The sequence below is a fragment of the Pseudomonas sp. S35 genome (assembly GCF_009866765.1).
Lineage (GTDB): Bacteria > Pseudomonadota > Gammaproteobacteria > Pseudomonadales > Pseudomonadaceae > Aquipseudomonas.
Genome location: NZ_CP019431.1, coordinates 4,214,508 through 4,232,526, shown reverse-complemented (window position 1 = coordinate 4,232,526; position 18,019 = coordinate 4,214,508). Strand labels below are relative to the sequence as shown.

15 protein-coding genes and 1 pseudogene are annotated in these 18,019 nt (G+C 62.1%); 11 read left to right on the top strand and 5 right to left on the bottom strand.

The annotated features are described in order from the left end of the window. Nucleotides 1–86 precede the first annotated feature (86 nt). A complete protein-coding gene (locus PspS35_RS18740) occupies nucleotides 87–1,547 on the top strand; it encodes an NAD-dependent succinate-semialdehyde dehydrogenase (RefSeq protein ID WP_159936277.1) in 1,461 nt (486 codons plus the stop codon). A gap of 13 nt (nucleotides 1,548–1,560) precedes the next feature. Next, a complete protein-coding gene (locus tag PspS35_RS18735) occupies nucleotides 1,561–2,646 on the top strand; it encodes a tartrate dehydrogenase (RefSeq protein ID WP_159936276.1) in 1,086 nt (361 codons plus the stop codon). A 2,926-nt stretch (nucleotides 2,647–5,572) separates the two neighbouring features. Here the strand turns inward: PspS35_RS18735 and PspS35_RS18730 are convergent. After that, nucleotides 5,573–6,499, bottom strand: a complete 927-nt coding sequence (locus PspS35_RS18730; protein WP_159938076.1) for a glyoxylate/hydroxypyruvate reductase A — start codon at nucleotides 6,497–6,499, stop codon at nucleotides 5,573–5,575. A gap of 194 nt (nucleotides 6,500–6,693) precedes the next feature. Here PspS35_RS18730 and gabT point away from each other — a divergent pair, with 194 nt between their 5' ends. The 3 genes from gabT to PspS35_RS18715 are packed head-to-tail and all read left to right on the top strand — an operon-like array spanning nucleotide 6,694 to nucleotide 9,212. Next, on the top strand, nucleotides 6,694–7,986 hold the full coding sequence (gabT, locus tag PspS35_RS18725; RefSeq protein ID WP_159936275.1) for a 4-aminobutyrate--2-oxoglutarate transaminase: 1,293 nt from the start codon (nucleotides 6,694–6,696) through the stop codon (nucleotides 7,984–7,986). Nucleotides 7,987–8,034: 48 nt separating this feature from the next. Beyond that, complete coding sequence (locus tag PspS35_RS18720; RefSeq protein ID WP_159936274.1) at nucleotides 8,035–8,679, top strand: 2-haloalkanoic acid dehalogenase; 645 nt, start codon at nucleotides 8,035–8,037, stop codon at nucleotides 8,677–8,679. Nucleotides 8,680–8,723: 44 nt separating this feature from the next. Beyond that, nucleotides 8,724–9,212 (top strand): Lrp/AsnC family transcriptional regulator, encoded by a 489-nt coding sequence (locus tag PspS35_RS18715; protein ID WP_010449292.1) that lies wholly within the window; start codon nucleotides 8,724–8,726, stop codon nucleotides 9,210–9,212. A 6-nt stretch (nucleotides 9,213–9,218) separates the two neighbouring features. Here PspS35_RS18715 and PspS35_RS18710 read toward each other — a convergent pair whose 3' ends face one another. Beyond that, complete coding sequence (locus PspS35_RS18710; protein WP_159936273.1) at nucleotides 9,219–10,043, bottom strand: HAD family acid phosphatase; 825 nt, start codon at nucleotides 10,041–10,043, stop codon at nucleotides 9,219–9,221. 76 nt (nucleotides 10,044–10,119) lie between these two features. Beyond that, nucleotides 10,120–11,334, bottom strand: a complete 1,215-nt coding sequence (locus tag PspS35_RS18705; protein ID WP_159936272.1) for a DUF1835 domain-containing protein — start codon at nucleotides 11,332–11,334, stop codon at nucleotides 10,120–10,122. A 175-nt stretch (nucleotides 11,335–11,509) separates the two neighbouring features. On the opposite strand from PspS35_RS18705, the gene PspS35_RS18700 reads away from it, so the two are divergent. Continuing rightward, entirely contained in the window at nucleotides 11,510–12,193 is a 684-nt protein-coding gene (locus tag PspS35_RS18700; protein ID WP_159936271.1) for an ATP-binding cassette domain-containing protein, read from the top strand. Further along, complete coding sequence (gene fetB, locus PspS35_RS18695) at nucleotides 12,190–12,984, top strand: iron export ABC transporter permease subunit FetB (RefSeq protein WP_159936270.1); 795 nt, start codon at nucleotides 12,190–12,192, stop codon at nucleotides 12,982–12,984. Before PspS35_RS18700 ends, fetB begins: the two co-directional genes overlap by 4 nt. Nucleotides 12,985–13,014: 30 nt before the next feature. On the opposite strand, the pseudogene PspS35_RS18690 reads toward fetB, so the two are convergent. Together PspS35_RS18690 and PspS35_RS18685 are read right to left on the bottom strand one after the other, a co-directional pair. Then, nucleotides 13,015–13,122, bottom strand: a pseudogene (locus tag PspS35_RS18690) (hypothetical protein); the annotation flags it as partial. 265 nt (nucleotides 13,123–13,387) lie between these two features. Beyond that, nucleotides 13,388–13,663 carry a DUF6124 family protein gene (locus PspS35_RS18685; protein ID WP_159936268.1) on the bottom strand — a complete coding sequence of 92 codons (276 nt, stop codon included), beginning with the start codon at nucleotides 13,661–13,663 and terminating at the stop codon, nucleotides 13,388–13,390. Between the two features lie 663 nt (nucleotides 13,664–14,326). Here PspS35_RS18685 and PspS35_RS18680 point away from each other — a divergent pair. The 4 genes from PspS35_RS18680 (at nucleotide 14,327) to PspS35_RS18665 (ending at nucleotide 17,908) form a co-directional block, all read left to right on the top strand. Beyond that, nucleotides 14,327–14,959 carry a glutathione S-transferase gene (locus PspS35_RS18680; RefSeq protein ID WP_159936267.1) on the top strand — a complete coding sequence of 211 codons (633 nt, stop codon included), beginning with the start codon at nucleotides 14,327–14,329 and terminating at the stop codon, nucleotides 14,957–14,959. Nucleotides 14,960–15,100: 141 nt separating this feature from the next. Beyond that, a complete protein-coding gene (locus PspS35_RS18675; protein ID WP_159936266.1) occupies nucleotides 15,101–16,012 on the top strand; it encodes a LysR family transcriptional regulator in 912 nt (303 codons plus the stop codon). Beyond that, a complete protein-coding gene (locus tag PspS35_RS18670) occupies nucleotides 16,012–16,896 on the top strand; it encodes a LysR substrate-binding domain-containing protein (RefSeq protein ID WP_159936265.1) in 885 nt (294 codons plus the stop codon). The genes PspS35_RS18675 and PspS35_RS18670 overlap by 1 nt, the downstream gene beginning before the upstream one ends. Nucleotides 16,897–16,975: 79 nt before the next feature. Next, entirely contained in the window at nucleotides 16,976–17,908 is a 933-nt protein-coding gene (locus PspS35_RS18665) for a pyridoxamine 5'-phosphate oxidase family protein (protein ID WP_159936264.1), read from the top strand. Nucleotides 17,909–18,019: the final 111 nt, after the last annotated feature.

Genomic DNA, 18,019 nt, shown 5'->3' with positions numbered 1-18,019 from the left:
CGGCACGCTGCTGTACCCGCGCTTTCGGCATCCTCGTCCGTGGCACCTCCCTAGACTGGAGCGTGTCTCGGATCAGGATCTCGACCATGCTCACCACTCGCTTGCAAGACCCCAGCCTGTTGGCTGAACTCGCCTATGTGGACGGCCAGTGGGTCGCCGCCGACAGCGGCGCCACCCTGGACATCCACGACCCCGCCACCGGCCACTTGCTGGCGCGGGTGCCCGCCATGGACGCGGTGGACACCCAGCGCGCCATCGCCGCCGCCGAACGCGCCTGGCCCGCCTGGCGCGCACGCCCGGCCGCCGACCGTGCGGCGCTGTTGGAGCGCTGGTACCAGGCGATGCTCGACAACCTCGACGACCTCGCGCTGATCATGACGTGGGAGCAGGGCAAGCCGCTCAACGAAGCCAAGGGCGAAGTGCGCTACGGCGCCGGTTTCGTCAAATGGTTCGCCGAGGAAGCGCGCCGGGTCTACGGTGAAACCATGCCGGCGCCCAGCGGTGATCGCCGCCTGCTGACGTTGAAGCAACCGGTGGGCGTGTGCGCCGCCATCACCCCGTGGAACTTCCCCAACGCGATGATCACCCGCAAATGCGCGCCAGCGTTGGCCGCCGGGTGTCCGATCATCGTCAAACCGTCGGACCTCACGCCGCTGTCGGCCCTGGCCCTGGCGGTGTTGGCCGAGCGCGTCGGCATTCCTGCTGGCGTCTTCAATGTGATCACCGGGCTGCCTGCTGGCATCGGCGAGGCCCTGACCGGCAGCCCGGCGGTGCGCAAGATTTCCTTCACCGGCTCCACTGCCGTCGGCCGCCTGCTGATGCGCCAGAGTGCCGAGCACATCAAGCGTCTGAGCCTGGAACTGGGTGGCAACGCACCTTTTGTGGTGTTTGACGACGCCGACCTGGAGCTGGCGGTCGCCGGGGTGATGATCAGCAAATTCCGCAACGCCGGGCAGACCTGCGTGTGCGCCAACCGCATCCTGGTGCAGAACGGTATCTACGAACGTTTCGCTGCACGCCTGGTGGAAGAAGTGGGCAAGCTCAAGGTCGGCAACGGCCTGGAAGAGGGCGTGACCCTCGGCCCGTTGATCAACCCGGCGGCGGTGAACAAGGTGGCGCGGCATCTCGACGATGCCCTGAGCCAGGGCGCGACGCTGCTGTGTGGCGCGGTTCCCACGGGTGACAGCCAGTTCGTGCAACCCTCGGTACTCGGCGACTGCCACGCCGGCATGCTGCTGGCCAATGAAGAAACCTTCGGCCCGGTGGCGCCGCTGATGCGCTTTACCGATGAAGCCCAAGCGCTGGCCTTGGCGAACGCCACGCCGTACGGCTTGGGTGCCTACTATTTCACCCAGGACATGCAGCGCTCGTGGCGTTTCGGTGAGGCCCTGGAGTTCGGCATGGTCGGGCTCAACACCGGGATCATTTCCATGGAAGTTGCGCCGTTCGGCGGCATCAAGCAGTCGGGGCTGGGGCGTGAAGGCAGCAAATACGGGCTGGATGAGTACCTTGAGGTCAAGGCTTTCCACATTGGCGGGTTGAACTAGCGAGGCAGGATCGATGAGCAAGGCATTCAGAATCGCCGCGATTGCCGGCGATGGGATTGGCAAGGAAGTGTTGCCCGAAGGGCTGCGAGTATTGGAACAAGCGGCCAAGATCTGGGACTTGAACCTGAGCATCGACGTGCTCGATTGGGCCCACTGCGACTACTACCTGGAACACGGTCAGATGATGCCCGACGATTGGTTCGAGCAGCTCAAGGGGTTTGACGCGATTTACTTTGGCGCGGTGGGCTGGCCGGACAAGGTGCCGGACCATATCTCGCTGTGGGGTTCGTTGCTCAAGTTCCGCCGCGACTTCGACCAGTACGTGAACATCCGCCCGGTGCGGCTGTTCCCCGGCGTGCCGTGCCCACTGGCCGGTCGCGAGCCGGGCGATATCGACTTCGTGGTGATCCGTGAAAACACCGAGGGCGAGTATTCGTCGGTGGGCGGCAAGATGTTTGAAGGCACCGATCATGAATTCGTTCTGCAGGAATCGGTGTTCACCCGGCGCGGCGTGGACCGCATCCTCAAGTTCGCCTTCGACCTGGCCCAGACCCGCCCGCGTAAAAAACTGACGGCGGCGACCAAGTCCAATGGGATCTCCATCAGCATGCCGTACTGGGATGAGCGTACGGCGTTGATGGCGGCGAATTATCCTGAGGTGAGTTGGGACAAGCAGCACATCGACATCCTGTGCGCGCGGTTTGTGTTGCAGCCGGACCGGTTTGATGTGGTGGTGGCGTCGAATCTGTTTGGCGACATCCTGTCCGACCTGGGCCCTGCGTGTGCGGGGACCATTGGGATTGCGCCGTCGGCCAACCTCGACCCGGAGCGCCGGTTTCCCTCGTTGTTCGAACCGGTGCACGGCTCGGCGCCGGATATTTATGGGCAGGGCATTGCGAATCCGATTGCGATGATCTGGTCGGGGGCATTGATGCTGGATTTTCTGGGGAATGGCGATGCGCGGTACCGGGCGGCCCATGATGGGATTTTGCGGGCGATCGAGGGGGTGATTGCTTGCGGGTTGGTTACGCCGGATCTGGGGGGCGTTGGATCCACTCAGGAGGTTGGGGTTGCGATTGCTGGGGGGTTGGTTGAGTGAGTACATATCCGTCGTTTGGGTAACGGTCAACCCGGCGTCCTACCGGGCAGAGGTACCTACACGACGCTTGAAGCGCTGACACATAACTCTGTGGTGAGCGGGCTTGTCCCGCGCCGGGCTGCGAAGCGGCCCCAGAACCTTCACTTCGATTGATTCTGGCACTCTGCGATGACCTTATTGGGGGCTGCTGCGCAGCACAGCGCGGGACAAGCCCGCTCACCACAACAGCTCATTTGCCAGGGATTCAGCATGCACGGGAAGTTTTTTGGGGGCTTTTGCAAAGTGAGCCGCCGTCAGGCGGAGCCATAAGTAGCCGTTACCTAAATAACTCATCGGGGCAGAGGTACCTACACGACGCTTGAAGCGCTGACACATAACTCTGTGGTGAGCGGGCTTGTCCCGCGCCGGGCTGCGAAGCGGCCCCAGAACCTTCACTTCGATTGATTCTGGCACTCTGCGATGACCTTATTGGGGGCTGCTGCGCAGCCCAGCGCGGGACAAGCCCGCTCACCACAACAGCTCATTTGCCAGGGATTCAGCATGCACGGGAAGTTTTTGGGGGCTTTTGCAAAGTGAGCCGCCGTCAGGCGGAACCATAAGTAGCCGTTACCTAAATAACTCATCGGGGCAGAGGTACCTACACGACGCTTGAAGCGCTGACACATAACTCTGTGGTGAGCGGGCTTGTCCCGCGCCCGGCTGCGAAGCGGCCCCAGAACCTTCACTTCGATTGATTCTGGCAGTCTGCGGTGACCTTATTGGGGGCTGCTGCGCAGCCCAGCGCGGGACAAGCCCGCTCACCACAACAGCTCACTTGTCATGGATTCAGCATGCACGGGAAGTTTTTGGGGGCTTTTGCAAAGTGAGCCGCCGTCAGGCGGAACCATAAGTAGCCGTTACCTAAGTAACTCATCGGGGCAGAGGTACCTACGACGCTTGAAGCGCTGACACATAACTCTGTGGTGAGCGGGCTTGTCCCGCGCCCGGCTGCGAAGCGGCCCCAGAACCTTCACTTCGATTGATTCTGGCAGTCTGCGGTGACCTTATTGGGGGCTGCTGCGCAGCCCAGCGCGGGACAAGCCCGCTCACCACAACAGCTCACTTGTCATGGATTCAGCATGCACGGGAAGTTTTTGGGGGCTTTTGCAAAGTGAGCCGCCGTCAGGCGGAACCATAAGTAGCCGTTACCTAAGTAACTCATCGGGGCAGAGGTACCTACGACGCTTGAAGCGCTGACACATAACTCTGTGGTGAGCGGGCTTGTCCCGCGCCGGGCTGCGAAGCGGCCCCAGAACCTTCACTTCGATTGATTCTGGCACTCTGCGGTGACCTTATTGGGGGCTGCTGCGCAGCCCAGCGCGGGGCAAGCCCGCTCACCACAACAGCTCACTTGCCAGGGATTCAGCATGCACGGGAAGTTTTTGGGGGCTTTGGCAAAGTGAGCCGCCGTCAGGCGGAACCATAAGTAGCCGTTACCTAAGTAACTCATCGGGGCAGAGGTACCTACGACGCTTGAAGCGCTGACACATAACTCTGTGGTGAGCGGGCTTGTCCCGCGCCGGGCTGCGAAGCGGCCCCAAAACCTTCACTTCGATTGATTCTGGCACTCTGCGGTGACCTTATTGGGGGCTGCTGCGCAGCCCAGCGCGGGACAAGCCCGCTCACCACAACAGCTCACTTGCCATGAATTCAGCATGCACGGGAAGTTTTTGGGGGCTTTGGCAAAGTGAGCCGCCGTCAGGCGGAGCCATAAGTAGCCGTTACCTAAGTAACTCATCGGGGCAGAGGTACCTACGACGCTTGAAGCGCTGACACATAACTCTGTGGTGAGCGGGCTTGTCCCGCGCCGGGCTGCGAAGCGGCCCCAGAACCTTCACTTCGATTGATTCTGGCACTCTGCGGTGACCTTATTGGGGGCTGCTGCGCAGCCCAGCGCGGGACAAGCCCGCTCACCACAACAGCTCATTTGCCAGGGATTCAGCATGCACGGGAAGTTTTTGGGGGCTTTTGCAAAGTGAGCCGCCGTCAGGCGGAACCATAAGTAGCCGTTACCTAAGTAACTCATCGGGGCAGAGGTACCTACGACGCTTGAAGCGCTGACACATAACTCTGTGGTGAGCGGGCTTGTCCCGCGCCGGGCTGCGAAGCGGCCCCAGAACCTTCACTTCGATTGATTCTGGCACTCTGCGGTGACCTTATTGGGGGCTGCTGCGCAGCCCAGCGCGGACAAGCCCGCTCACCACAACAGCTCACTTGCCATGGATTCAGCATGCACGGGAAGTTTTTGGGGGCTTTGGCAAAGTGAGCCGCCGTCAGGCGGAACCATAAGTAGCCGTTACCTAAGTAACTCATCGGGGCAGAGGTACCTACGACGCTTGAAGCGCTGACACATAACTCTGTGGTGAGCGGGCTTGTCCCGCGCCGGGCTGCGAAGCGGCCCCAGAACCTTCACTTCGATTGATTCTGGCACTCTGCGGTGACCTTATTGGGGGCTGCTGCGCAGCCCAGCGCGGACAAGCCCGCTCACCACAACAGCTCACTTGCCATGGATTCAGCATGCACGGGAAGTTTTTGGGGGCTTTGGCAAAGTGAGCCGCCGTCAGGCGGAACCATAAGTAGCCGTTACCTAAGTAACTCATCGGGGCAGAGGTACCTACGACGCTTGAAGCGCTGACACATAACTCTGTGGTGAGCGGGCTTGTCCCGCGCCGGGCTGCGAAGCGGCCCCAGAACCTTCACTTCGATTGATTCTGGCACTTTGCGGTGACCTTATTGGAGGCTGCTGCGCAGCCCAGCGCGGGACAAGCCCGCTCACCACAACAGCTCACTTGCCAGGGATTCAGCATGCACGGGAAGTTTTTGGGGGCTTTTGCAAAGTTAGCCGCCGTCAGGCGAAACCATAAGTAGCCGTTACCTAAGTAACGGATCAATACCCCCGTACCCGATCCACCTCACCCAGCATATCCTGCCCCCGTTGATGACGCCGAATATCCTCCAACAACCCACCAAACGCACTCGCCGGCTGGGTCATCGCAGCAATATGCGGCGTGAGTACAATCTGCGGATGATCCCAAAACGGATGCTGCGCCGGCGCCGGTTCTTCCTGCAGCACATCCAACACCGCAGCACTCAATTGCCCACTCCCCAGCGCTTCCAGTAAATCCTCTTCGACCAAATGCCCACCACGCCCCATGTTGATCAGCGCCGCGCCTCGGGGTAGTTGATCAAACAGGCGGCGATCCAAGATCCCCCGGGTCTGCTCCGTCAACGGCAGCACACACAACAAAATATCGCACTCACGCAAAAACGCCGGCAGTTGCGACACTCCGGCAAAACACGCCACGCCCGCAATCTGATGAGCACTGCGCGCCCACCCCGACAGCGCAAACCCCAACGGCGCCAACGTCGCCAGAATCTGCTGCGCCTGGGCGCCCAGTCCCATCACCCCTACACGCCGGTTCGCCGCCGGCTGCAACAAATGCCCCTGCCAACAACGCGCAACCTGCTGCTGTCGGTAACGCAGCATGTCCCGGTGCACACTGAGCACCGCCCAACTGGCGTATTCGCACATGCCACGGGTGATGCCCGGATCCAGCAGGCGCACCACCGGCAGTTCGGGGGGCAGGCGGGACAGGTCCAGTTGATCGACCCCGGCCGACAACGCAAACAGCACCTTCAGGTTGGGCAGCAGTTGCGCCACATCGTCCGGCGCTTGCCAGGCGGCGAGGTATTCGATGTCTTCGGGGTTGCCGATGTCCGGCCAGGCGCGCCACTCGATGTCGGGCGCGTGTTCGGCGAACAGTGCTTGCCAGTGTTGACCGCGCACTGGGTCGGCTTTGTAGAGCAAGGCCATAGGGAGTTCCTGCTGGATAAAGGAGACGTTCATGATCGCCCAAAGCCCGGCGCAGGATCTGTTGAAAGGCCGGGGCAAAACAGTGGATCCGCATTTCTCACGGGCCAAGTTCGGCGTAGTTGGTTGCCCGCACGCCGTACTCTGAACAGCATCGCAATCACCTTCCGGTTGCCGCACTCACGATGGGAAATGCCATGAACAGCAAAGTCGATGAAACCCCTCATTTGCTCCGTCAGCGCGAGCAATTCGTGCCCCGTGGGCTGGTTACCGCGCATCCGCTGGTGATCGACCGCGCCCAGGGCGCAGAGTTGTGGGACGTGGATGGCAAGCGCTACCTGGATTTTGTCGGCGGTATCGGCGTGCTCAACATCGGGCATAACCATCCCAAGGTGGTCGCGGCGGTGCAGGCGCAGTTGCAGAAGGTTTCCCATGCGTGCTTCCAGGTGGTGGCGTACCAGCCTTATCTCGACCTGGCCCAGCGCCTGTGTGAAATGATCGGTGGGCAAGCGGCCTATAAGGCGGCATTTTTCACTTCCGGCGCCGAGGCGGTGGAAAACGCGGTGAAGATCGCCCGCGCTCACACCAATCGTTCGGCGGTGATTGCCTTTCGTGGTGGTTTCCATGGCCGTACCTTGCTGGGCACCACACTCACCGGCATGAGCCAACCCTACAAGCAAAACTTCGGGCCGTTCGCGCCGGAGGTGTTCCACACGCCGTACCCGAATGCCTATCGCGGCGTGACCAGCGAACTGGCGCTTAAAGCCCTCGACGAATTGCTGGCGACCCAGGTGGCGCCGGAGCGCGTCGCGGCGATCATTATCGAACCGGTGCAGGGCGATGGCGGCTTTCTCACTGCGCCGCCCGAGTTTCTCCAGGCTTTGCGCGCGTTGGCCGACAAGCACGGCATTGTGCTGATCCTGGACGAGATCCAGACCGGTTTCGGTCGCACCGGCACTTGGTTCGGTTTCCAGCATGCGGGCATCCAGCCAGACCTGGTCACCGTGGCCAAGAGCCTGGCCGGCGGCTTGCCGTTGTCCGGTGTGGTTGGCAAGGCGCACATCATGGACGCACCGCTGCCCGGTGGCCTGGGCGGCACCTACGGCGGCAACGCCCTGGCATGCGCAGCGGCACTGGCAGTGATCGATGCCTTCGAGCACGAGCAATTGCTGGATCGCAGCCAAGTGCTGGGCGAACGCCTGCGCCAGGGCCTGCTCGCTTTGCAGGCACGCTACCCGCGTATCGGCGATGTACGCGGCACCGGTTTTATGTTGGCGATGGAGTTGATCCAGGACGACTCGGCGCGCACCCCGGATGCCGACCTTAACCAACGGGTGATCGACGAAGCCCGCGCCGGCGGTTTGCTGGTGATCAAATGCGGCGTGTACCGCAACGTGTTGCGCTTCCTCGCGCCATTGGTGGCCACCGAGGCCCAGGTCGACGAAGCCCTGAAAATCCTCGACGGCGCGTTGGCACGGGTCTTGAACTGAGCCTGTGCCTGTTCAGGGTGAACTGCATCATTGGAGGCTTGACCCCACATGGGACTGACAGATTATCGAGCGTTGCTGATCGATTGCGATGAAGTGCTGGTGGACCGCGATTCGGGGGTGTGGGCAGCGTTGCAACCGCTGCTCGACAGCCGTGGCGGGCAGGTGCCCAGGGAGCAGGTGCTGGCCGAATACGGCGCGGTGGTCGCCGCGTTGTACCCGCGCTTTGCGGAGCTGGGCTTCAGTGGCGTGCTGTGCTTTGCCCATCGCCAGCTCGCTGAACGCTGGGGTGTGCACGCCAGTTGGGAGGAGGGCATGACCTTTGCCCGGTCGGCGGGCAATTGGTCGCTGTTCGAGGACGCGCCGGGAGCTATGCTCTATTTGCGCAAGTTCTACCGGTTGCTGGTGCGTGGTGATCGCGACGCCGAGGATCGTGGCGTGTTGTGCGAGCGGTTGGGCATTGCACCGGAAGATTTCATTTCCCTGGCCGATGACCCGCAATGGCTCAATCAGCCGCCGGATGAGATGCAACCGGTGCTGCATGTGACCGGCCCGTCGGTGAGCGCCGAGGGCGCGTTGGACCGCTGTCTGATCGGCCGCCAGCGGGCCCGGCAGCCTTCGCCGTGTGCGGCGCATTACTGCATTAACAGCATGGCGGATCTGGTGGCGCAGCATCAGCTGTCTTTACGGCGCTGATTTTGCTAGAAGATTGCTTACAAACGGCAGTCAAGAGGTAGGCAATGGAAGGGCAAGTCAAGCTGGACCGGATCGACATCAGCATTCTGGTTGAACTGCAAAAGGACGGCCGGATGACCAACGTCAGCCTCGCCGACGCCGTGGGGTTGTCGGCCAGCCCGTGCCTGCAACGGGTCAAGCGGTTGGAGTCGGCGGGGTATATTTCCAGCTACAAGGCGCACTTGAACCTGGCCAAGATCACCGATTCGGTCACGGTGTTCACCGAAATCACCCTCAGCGACCACAAGCGCGAAGACTTCGCCAAGTTCGAGTCCAACATCCGCCTGGTGGACGAAGTGCTCGAATGCCACCTGATCAGCGGCGGCTACGACTACCTGGTGCGCTTTATGACGCGCAGCATCCAGCATTACCAGGAAGTGGTGGAGAGCCTGTTGGACAAGAACATCGGCATCTCCAAGTATTTCAGCTACATCGTGATCAAGTCGCCGGTGCTCAAGGATGGCGTGCCGCTGCGCAAGTTGCTGCGGCACTGAGCCCGCTTATTCCTGCAAGTCCAACGCCTGCTGCTTGAGCTGGCGTTTGCGTTCGAACGCCAGCTTTTCATCATCCTTGTAGGGCGCGCTGTACCAGTTGCCGTAGGTTGGGTTGGGCAGCAGGAACCAGCGTTGGCCCAGCCAGTTCACATAGGGTGCGACGGCCTTGCGCTGGGCTTCTAACGTGTTGTGTTCGGCCTGCACGAAATCCCCCATCGAATCCCCGGCCATCAGCAATACGCGGGCGTGGCTGGCGACCCATTGGCGGCGGCAGTTCTTGCCGTAGCCGGCACTTTCGCAGTGGCCGGTGGGCGTGCTGGCGGCCAGCACCTGTTCGTCACTTTCCACCGGGAAACCGCGCAGGCGCAGGTTTTTCACCGTGGCGGCGACCTGGCTGTGTTCGCGGTTGGTGAGGTAGTAAACCTTGATGCCTTTTTGCCGGGCCGCTTGCAGGAATGCCACCGAGCCGGGGAGGGCCTGAGCCTTGGCCTGGTCGACCCAGGTATTCCAGCGGTCGTAGGAGTAGACCTGGTTGTTGACCACGTCGCGGGCGTTGAGAGGCACGTTGTCGAGCAGGGTCTCGTCGATGTCGACGACCACCGCTGGCGGCAGGCCGTTGAGGTTGCGGGGTGCAAAGGGCAGGGCGTCCCAGGTGGGATCGGCCAGCGCCGTGTCGAGTTGGCGGGTGGCGTTGGCGAAGAGTTGGCGGTAGATCATTTCGTGTTCGATGGAGGTTTGGGTCCAGAGCACGGCGTCGAGTTGGTCGTTGGCGGGTGGGGTGTGTTGGCAGCCTGCCAATAGGCAGAGGCTGGCGAGGATCAGGGTTCGCATGAATGGGTCTCGCGAAAAAGTGTGGTGGGGAGCTTGTTGTGGCGAGGGAGCTTGCTCCCTCGCCACAGTAGGCTGGTTATTCGGTAGCGCTGCGCCAGTGCGGATGCGCATGTTCATCAATCCCCCAGTGCGGCTGGCCGGGGGTGATACGCACGCCGCCGACCCAGCGCTCCTGCGTTGCATGGTCGGGCCAATACGCTCGGCCTTGGAGCACGTCCTGGCCCAATGCGGTCAGCGCCAACATTCGTTGTGGCCAGGGTTTGTGTGGCTCGGTCTCGGTCAGCAATGGGCGCTCTGTATCAATCAGCGGCCGCATCAACGCATGAAACATCATGTCCCCCAGAAACGGCAGCGGCTCGCGCTTGGCCATCAACTCGGCGAACACCCGGCCAAACGGCGTGGGTCCGGCTTCGGCGAGGTAGGTGAGGGCCAGGCGCTCGGTCAGCGATAGACCATCGTGTGTTCCCGGCAACTCCTGCAACTGGCGCAACAGCGCCGGGGCCAGCAAGGGCAGGGCGGTGTGCTTGCCGTGGGCCAACTCGGCCCATGCTATTGGTGAACTGTCGCAATAGGCCGACCAGGCCCGTTTTGCCAAGTGCACTGCGTCGTCTGCGATTGGCTTGCGCTGTGGCCAAAGCCAGGCGAGCACATCAGGCGCCAGTTGGCCGATGCCGATAAAGCGCTCGACGCCGGGGATGCGGTCCACCTCGATCAACTCCAGCTTGCGCGGCGCCCGCTCAAGGCCGGCCAGTGCGCGGATCAGGAACAGTTGGTCATACGCATCCGCCTCGCACCACAACACGCTGTGTTCAGCGCTGGCCAGGGTGTCGAGGTGGTTGTACTCATCGTCGACGCGGCGCGCTGCATCGGCGGGGTCGATGGTGAACGATTGGCTGATAAAGGTGCTGCGCATCGCACGGAATGCCTGGTTCGGCAGGTCACGCACCGGGCCCATGCACAGCGGGTCGCTGAGCATCTGGAACTGGCCCTTGAACCCCGCCACCTGCAGGCTGTGGGCGATGTCATTGCCGCAGCGCCAATGGGTGGTGCGCGCTTCATCGCTGGCGTCGAAGCCAGGGTGGCGGGCGGCGAAGTCGAGGGCGTCGATATGGGCCTTGAGCTTGGGCCAACTGCTAAAGCCGAGCTGTTTGGCGACCTGCCATTGGGCCTGGGACAGGGTCGCGGCGGCGTCTTGGGCTTTCAGGCGCGGCAACAGTTCCTTGGCGCGCTTGCGCTGCTGCTCAAGGTTGAGGCGGCCATCGGTGTTGGAAGATAACGGGCGTTGCGACATACGATCTCCTTGCACAAACCTATTCCGCTTTCAGGTTGGGAGTCGTAGAAATGTGATATTCAGTCAAGGATCCTGGGCGCAGCCCTTTCCGCGGAAGGTGGCGTAGACAGCGCCAGGCACGGAATATAGGCAGCGGGGCAGTGGATTGCAAGCCGTTCAACCGAGTAAAGAGTGCATGACTGACACCCCTTTGATACAGACCCGCGCCCTGACGCGCCGGGACGAGCGCCACCAGGTGGCGTTGCTGCAACCCACGGATTTCGCGTTGCACCGCGCAGACCGCGTGTCCATCACCGGTTCATCCGGCTCCGGCAAAAGTGTGCTGTTGCGCGCGCTGGCCCTGTTGGATACGCCGAGTTCCGGGCAAGTGCTGTGGAATAACCAGCCGATTGCCAACGCGCAGATCCCCCATTACCGCAGCCACATCAGCTACCTGTCCCAACGCCCGGCGTTGCTTGAAGGCACGGTTGAGGACAACCTGCGTTTTCCGTTCAGTCTCAAGACCCTGCGCCAACGCCAGTTCGACCGGAACGCGGTGACGAGCTTGCTGGGGCATGCCGGCAAGGCGGCGGACTTCTTGAGTAAGAACGCGCTGGACCTGTCGGGCGGCGAGTCCCAGGTGGTCTCGCTGATCCGCACATTGCAACTGAACCCTGAAGTGTTGTTGCTCGACGAACCTACCGCCGCCCTCGACCCCACCTCATCCCGCGAGGTGGAAGCGCTGATCGACGCCTGGTTTGCCGGCGACAAGGCTCGCGCTTATATCTGGGTGTCCCACGATCTGGATCAGGCCCGGCGCATGAGCGACATCCACTTGCACATGAGTGCCGGTGTCCTCAGCGGAGCGATCTCGCGATGAATTATCAGAACCTCACGGCGCTGGACATGGGCATCGCCGCGTCGCTGATCCTGATCAACGGCGCGTTGTCGTTGCTGCTACGCCTGGGCCTTGGGCGCCAACTGGTGTGGGCGGCCGTGCGCACCGTGGTGCAATTGCTGGCCATCGGTTACCTGCTGGGCTGGGTGTTCGAGTTCGCCTATTGGTACGTGGTGCTGCCCTTGATGTGTGCGATGACCTTGATCGCGGGGTTGTCGGCGGCGGGGCGCGGGCGCAGGACTTACCGTGGGCAAAAGGTCGACAGCATCCTGTCGGTGTGGGGCAGTTCATGGCTGGTGACGGCGGTGGGCCTGTTTGCGGTGATCCGCATCCACCCGTGGTACGAGCCGCAATACGCGATCCCGATCCTGGGCATGATCCTCGGCAACACCCTGACCGGCGTATCCCTGGGTATCGAGCGCATGACCCAGGAACTCACTTCGGGTCGCAACACCATCGAAATGATCCTCGCCCTCGGCGGCTCGCGCTGGGAGGCCGCGCAGGAAGCCATCCGCCAGGCCGTGCGTGCCGGCATGATCCCGACGCTGAACCAGATGACCGTGGTCGGCATCGTCAGCCTGCCCGGCATGATGACCGGGCAGGTATTGGCGGGGGAGAGTCCGGTGGACGCGGTGCGTTATCAGATCGTGATCATGTTCTTGATCGCCGCATCGTCGGCGTTGGGCACGGTAGGGGCGGTGCTGCTCACCTACCGGCGGTTGTTTTCAGTGAACCATCGGTTTTTGCGTGATCGCTTGCAAGAGCGCGCCTGAACCTCAGGTGTTGTTGCAGCCGTTGGCAATCGAGTCGTCGCTGTAGAACAGAGCCAGGATCGACGGAGACTTCGGTGGGTTTTCTTCCCACTTGGCCAGGCGCAGTTTGTTTTGGGTGGTGAACGATTCATCGGCAATAGCGATGGGCGTGCGTGATCCTTTCATGGGTACGGCTACTTGAATGACGTGAAGCGACTGGAACGACTCCTTGCTCCACTCGGGCGGGAGCATAAACAGACACTGCGGGTGGTTCAGTTGTCCATTCGATCAATCAAGGGTGCACGGTGGAGCCGGTTTAATATTGGTGCGGTAAGGCGCCCATTCGACTTGCCTGCGATGGCGGAATGTCAGTAAAAAATCATCCGCCGACCCCGCAGGCAAGTCACAGTAGCTCGCCCTAGACTCAGGCCAAAGGACACTCACGGTTTAGCGCTTCATCCACCAATAGCTGAGCTATTTCAATCATCTGCACCACCGCCAGCACTTGTTTTCGGCTTGAACCATCAAGGTGCTCGGCGCAGTCGTACCCGCACACAGTTGCCGATTCAAGCATCTCGCTCGCATTGCTCAAGGCCACTTCGGTGCTGAGGTCCGGGCGGACGGCGAAGATGATGTTCGGTGGAGTGTGTGGGGTGTCATCTGAGGACGGGGGCGGGGGGTTCGGAGTAACCTTTTTCATGCAGTAAATCTCCATTCAGTTGGAGCTGACCACCTCTGCGACCAAGCAGGAAGGTGGCGAGCTGTACGCAGGTTGGTCGACCAGGGAATGGAAACCCGGCAGGGCCTAAGCCCTCCCGCGCACAGTTCGCCATAACGCGAACACAATAATGCCGCTTGCGCGGCACTGTGCGCCATTCTAACCCGGGCGACCAAACCCGATCGCTGATAAGCAGCGACTGCAAGAGGCTAGCGGTGCGTTATAACAACTGCAAGCCACAGGAGTTGTAGGAAAATTCTTGGTCGTGTTATGTGCGCATGGGTTGTTGCAGGTGTTGTTTTACAGAAGGATCCTACGTGCATGTCGCTGCTTAGAGTGTGGCGATACCAGCGTAATCATCGGTCATCAAATAGCCGCGATAGCCTTTGAGCAGGGGCTCCGGCACATTGCAGTGGATGACGCGGCTTTCCAGCAGTTAATTGCGCATCAGATTCAGCAGTGGCTGAACATGCTCGCCGCTCTGGATTGCACCTTGAAGGGAACCATTTTCAGCCTGATCGCACAATTGTCCGCGAATAATTGTTTCGCTAGATGAAATGCTGGATTGTAAATCCTGGTGATTCCAACAATCGGCGCCGCGATGGACCATGCCTGGCGTCGATACCCTCACTTTTGGAGCCGTTCATGTCCCCGTCCGCGATAAAACTCTATGGTTTCCCGCTGTCCGGTCATTCCCATCGGGCTGAGTTGATGCTCTCCCTGTTGGGGCTGCCCACGGAATTTATCCTGGTGGACCTCAAGCAAGGCGCGCATAAGTCCGCCGATTTCACCGCGACCATCAACCGCTTCGGCCAGGTGCCAGCGATTGACGACAACGGCACGGTGTTGGCCGATTCCAATGCAATTTTGGTTTACCTCGCCACGAAATACGGCAACGGCCAATGGCTGCCGAGTGATCCGGCAGGGCAGGCGCGGGTTCAGCGTTGGCTGTCGGCGGCTGCCGGGCAACTGCATGCCGGGCCCGCGACGGCGCGGTTGGCCACGGTGTTTGGCGCTGACGTGGATGCGGCGGCGGCCATCAGCCGTGCCCATGCCTTGTTGGTGTTGGTGGAGCAGCAACTGAGTGAAACCCGCTTCCTGGCCGGCGAGCAACCGAGCATTGCCGACATCGCGTTCTACACCTACGTCGCCCACGCGCCGGAAGGCAATGTGTCGCTGGCCGACTACCCTCAGGTGCGCGCCTGGCTCGCGGGCATTGAGGCACTTGCGGGTTTTGTCGGCATGCCGCGTACGGCGGTGGGGTTGCAAGCGCCATGATGTGAGCACCCTGTGGCGAGTGAGCCGCTGTGGTGAGCGAGCTTGCTCGCGCTGGAGTGCGAAGCGCTCCCGGCTTTTTAGTTCCGCTGCGCAACCCAACGGGAGCAAGCTCCCTCGCCACAAAAAACTACAGGAGCACCGATGGACCGATTTCACGAAATGCAGGTGTTCCTGGCGGTGGCCGAGGAGGAGGGCTTTGCCGCCGCCGCGCGCCGCCTCAACACCTCGCCCCCCAGCGTGACGCGTGCCATCGCTGCGATGGAACAGCGCATCGGCACCCAACTGTTGGCGCGCACCACCCGCAGCCTGCACCTGACCGAAGCCGGCCAGCGTTACCTGGAAGATTGCCGGCGCATCCTCGCCGAACTGGATGAAGCCGAGGAAGCGGCAGCGGGCAGTTATTCCATCCCCTGTGGCCACCTGACGGTGACCGCGCCGGTGCTGTTTGGCGAGCTGTATGTGGCGCCGGCGCTGGGTGACTATCTCGACCTTTTTCCACAGGTGAACATCAACGCTTTGCTGGTGGATCGGGTGGTGAATATGGTCGACGAAGGCATCGACGTGGCCGTGCGCATCGGCCATCTGCACGAGGCGGGGCAGCAGGCGATTACGGTTGGGCAGGTGCGTCGTGTGGTGTGTGCGTCGCCCGGTTATCTCGACCAGCACGGCCGACCCGAGCATCCGGGGCAGTTGCGTGAAGCCAGGATGGTTGCTTTGTCGTCCGCTAGCCAATCGGTGAACGAATGGGCTTTCGTCCAGGGCGACCAGCCGCTAACGGTGCCCATCGAACCACGCCTAGTGGTGTCGGCGAACAACGCAGCGATCAACCTGGCGCGCCTGGGGTGGGGCATGACGCGGGTGCTGTCGTACCAGGTCGCAGCGGCGGTGGCGGCCGGTGAGTTGGAGGTTGTGCTGGAGGCCTTTGAACCGGCACCACTGCCGATCCAGGTGGTGTTCCAGAACAGCGGTCGCGTCCCGGCCAAGGTCAGCACCTTTGTGGATTTTCTCAGCCAGCGCCTGGGCCAGGACGCGGCGCTGCAGCGGCGCAGTTGATGGAGCGTTATCGCGATATGCAGCTGTTCGCGGCCTTGGCCGGGCAACCGAGCCTGGCCCAGGCGGCGCGCCGTGCGTGTGTCTCTGGCCCGACCCTGGTACGCGCAATCGCCCGGTTGGAAGCGCGCTTGCGCGTGACGTTGCTGCAACGCAGCACCCGAGGCGTGAGCCTGACCGACGCCGGCAGTGCCTACCTGGCCGACTGCCTGCGCCTGCTGGCCAGTGTGGATGCCGCCGAAGCCTCGGCCAAGGGGTTGCACGTGCAGGCCCAGGGCAACCTGCGGGTGTTCTTGCCGTTGTTGTTCAGCCGTTACCTGATGGCGCCGGTATTGGCCGACTATCTGCAGCGTTACCCCGACGTGCGCGTGGTGGCGCGTTATCACGACTATGACCCCAACCTGCACGAAGAGGGCCTGGACGTGGCGATCCTGGTGGGTGAGCTGCGCAGTTCTTCGCTGATTGCGCGGCCACTTGGGCAGGTACGGCAGATCCTCTGCGCCAGCCCCGATTACCTCGCCGCCCACGGCGAGCCCCGGCACCCGAGTGAGCTCAAGCAGCATCGGTTGATTGCCCATGCCGATCAGGTGCAGTGGGATTTTTCGGGCTACGTGCTCAGGGCCCGAGCACGCTTGGGCTGCTCCACGGTGCAAGGCGCGATCAACGCCGCCGTCCAGGGCGCGGGTGTGATGCGTTGCTTGAGCTATCCCTTGCACGAGCCGTTGAGCAGCGGGCAATTGCGCCGGATCTTGCCGGCCTACGAAGGGCCGCCGCTGCCGGTCAACGTGGTGTATCGCGAGGGCCGCAATGCCCCGATGCGCGTGCGCAGTTTTGTCGAGCATTGTGTGGCGGCGTTGCGTGGTCATCCGGCATTTCAGTTGGCGTAACAGTGGATTGCCAGGCGTGGGCATTCTCTCGCCGCCGTGCAGCGCGCAGCATCGACACATCCCATTGGAGGTGATCGCCATGAACCCAATCGAACAGTCCCCCTGGCATGCCGGTGAACGGCAGATGCAGGAAAGCGCCGGCGTTGCCGACCGCATGGCCGTGGTCGGCCCCAAAGTGATTCGCGACCATTTGCCCGAGCAGCATCGGGATTTTTATCCCTTGTTGCCGTACCTGCTGCTCGGTGTAGTGGATGAGCAGGGCGTTCCTTGGGCGACGCTGGTGGAAGGCGCGCCGGGGTTTGCCCACTCGCCCGACCCGCACAACTTGCAGATCGACAGCCTGCCATCTGCCAGTGATCCCGCCCGCCCGGCCTTGAGCAGCGGTGCTGCGGTGGGTGTGCTGGGTATCGACCTCAATACCCGCCGCCGTAACCGCATGAACGGCCGCATCGGCGCCGTGGATCACGCAGGGTTTTCGGTGGACGTGGTGCACACCTTCGGCAACTGCCCCAAGTACATCCAACTGCGGCCCGTGGACGGCATCGCGCGTAAACCCGGCACCGTGGCCGAGCGCACTGCCAGCCTGGACCTTGACGCACAAACGATGATTCGCCACGCCGACACCTTCTTCGTCGCCAGCTATGTGGACGCGGATGGCGAACGCTCGGTGGACGTGTCCCATCGCGGCGGCAACACGGGCTTTGTGCGCGTCGACGGCAACCTGCTGACCATCCCCGACTTTGCCGGCAACCTGTTCTTCAACACCCTGGGCAACCTGGCAGCCAACCCGGTGGCGGGGCTGCTGTTCATCGACTTTGAATCGGGGGACGTGTTGCAGATTGCCGGGCGTACCGCGTTGATACTCGACGGCCCCGAAGTGGCGGCGTTTGACGGCGCGCAACGGGTGTGGACCGTCACCGTCGAGCAGGTGGTGTGGCGGCCGGCCGCGTTGGCGTTGCGCTGGGAATTTGCGCAGTTTTCGCCATTCAGTCTGGGGATGGGGAATTGGTAGGGCGCGTGCCGTTTTGGTCAACCTGCACCGTGCTGTTGCGGTTTGCAAGGTGGGTATCGTCAGCGGGTTGTCGTAACCGCGATGGTTGATCGAGGTCGAGGGGGGCGTAGT

Coding starts and splice junctions, on each gene's coding strand:
- PspS35_RS18715 (WP_010449292.1), top strand. CDS start 8,724: ATGGAAGGGCAAGTCAAGCTGGACCGGATCGACATCAGCATTCTGGTT.
- fetB (WP_159936270.1), top strand. CDS start 12,190: ATGAATTATCAGAACCTCACGGCGCTGGACATGGGCATCGCCGCGTCG.
- PspS35_RS18670 (WP_159936265.1), top strand. CDS start 16,012: ATGGAGCGTTATCGCGATATGCAGCTGTTCGCGGCCTTGGCCGGGCAA.
- PspS35_RS18700 (WP_159936271.1), top strand. CDS start 11,510: ATGACTGACACCCCTTTGATACAGACCCGCGCCCTGACGCGCCGGGAC.
- PspS35_RS18710 (WP_159936273.1), bottom strand. CDS start 10,043: ATGCGAACCCTGATCCTCGCCAGCCTCTGCCTATTGGCAGGCTGCCAA.
- PspS35_RS18705 (WP_159936272.1), bottom strand. CDS start 11,334: ATGTCGCAACGCCCGTTATCTTCCAACACCGATGGCCGCCTCAACCTT.
- gabT (WP_159936275.1), top strand. CDS start 6,694: ATGAACAGCAAAGTCGATGAAACCCCTCATTTGCTCCGTCAGCGCGAG.
- PspS35_RS18685 (WP_159936268.1), bottom strand. CDS start 13,663: ATGAAAAAGGTTACTCCGAACCCCCCGCCCCCGTCCTCAGATGACACC.
- PspS35_RS18720 (WP_159936274.1), top strand. CDS start 8,035: ATGGGACTGACAGATTATCGAGCGTTGCTGATCGATTGCGATGAAGTG.
- PspS35_RS18665 (WP_159936264.1), top strand. CDS start 16,976: ATGAACCCAATCGAACAGTCCCCCTGGCATGCCGGTGAACGGCAGATG.
- PspS35_RS18735 (WP_159936276.1), top strand. CDS start 1,561: ATGAGCAAGGCATTCAGAATCGCCGCGATTGCCGGCGATGGGATTGGC.
- PspS35_RS18740 (WP_159936277.1), top strand. CDS start 87: ATGCTCACCACTCGCTTGCAAGACCCCAGCCTGTTGGCTGAACTCGCC.
- PspS35_RS18675 (WP_159936266.1), top strand. CDS start 15,101: ATGGACCGATTTCACGAAATGCAGGTGTTCCTGGCGGTGGCCGAGGAG.
- PspS35_RS18680 (WP_159936267.1), top strand. CDS start 14,327: ATGTCCCCGTCCGCGATAAAACTCTATGGTTTCCCGCTGTCCGGTCAT.
- PspS35_RS18730 (WP_159938076.1), bottom strand. CDS start 6,499: ATGGCCTTGCTCTACAAAGCCGACCCAGTGCGCGGTCAACACTGGCAA.